The sequence below is a fragment of the Stenotrophomonas sp. GD03680 genome, assembly GCF_029844625.1.
Classification (GTDB): domain Bacteria; phylum Pseudomonadota; class Gammaproteobacteria; order Xanthomonadales; family Xanthomonadaceae; genus Stenotrophomonas; species Stenotrophomonas maltophilia_P.
The window spans coordinates 1-810 of record NZ_JAOCKC010000046.1 but is presented as its reverse complement, the minus strand read 5'-3'; the positions used below and the strand labels follow the sequence as shown (position 1 = coordinate 810).

1 protein-coding gene is annotated in these 810 nt (G+C 71.4%); it reads right to left on the bottom strand.

Going from position 1 to position 810, the window contains the following annotated elements; all coding sequences use genetic code 11:
• A partial coding sequence (locus N5J29_RS19245) for a type VI secretion system Vgr family protein (protein WP_279924557.1) occupies positions 1-810 on the bottom strand: 810 nt, incomplete at both ends.

Genomic DNA, 810 nt, shown 5'->3' with positions numbered 1-810 from the left:
CAGCCCGCTGCTGGCGTTGCCGCCGCGCTGCCACGGGAACTGCACCTTGATGCGGTGGTCGCGGTCGGACAGCAGCGGGTCGCCATCGCTGACCACGATCGCACTGAGCGTGCCGGTGATGGTCGGCCGCGGATGCAGATGCGCGCCATGGCCATCGTCGGTCTGCGGCCGGTAGGTCACTTCGGCCGGGATGGCCACGAAGCGGTTGTCGTAGAAGGCGGTGGAGACCTCACCGGGCGCACGCCCATTGGCCAGGCCCGACAGCGCGCCCGGCAGTGCCGGCGCGGCCACGCTGGACGGACCCAGGGTCTGCTCCAGCGCATCGAATACATCGGCATCGAGGTTGTTGCGCGCCTGGTGCTGCACCGACAGGCACAGGAACTGCGCGTCCTGGCTCACCTGCGGGTGCTGCGACAGGCCGAACCGTGCGCCCGGGGCCAGCGTGCGCCACTGGCCGGCACCCTCGATGGTCTGCGCGCGCACGCGCAGCGCATCCAGGTGCTGCTGCGCGCGGCGCTGGCCGCGGGCATTGTCCTGCCGGCCGTAGGGGCCACAGGTGTCGCGGTCGATGATGCCCAGGTCGTTGGCCTGCCCGCTTTCGGCGCTGGCCTGGCGGCGCTCCAGCGTGCGGTAGTCCCAGGTGGCACGCTGTACCTTGCCCGGACGCCAGCGGTGCGCGGTCGACCACTGCTGCACGCTGTCACTGCGCTCGCTCTCATCGCGCCGATGGAAGCGCACGCTGCCCAGCTCGGCGGTGTCATGGCTGTGATCGGCCAGCACCAGGGTGTGGCTGCCGAAGTCGGCACTGCC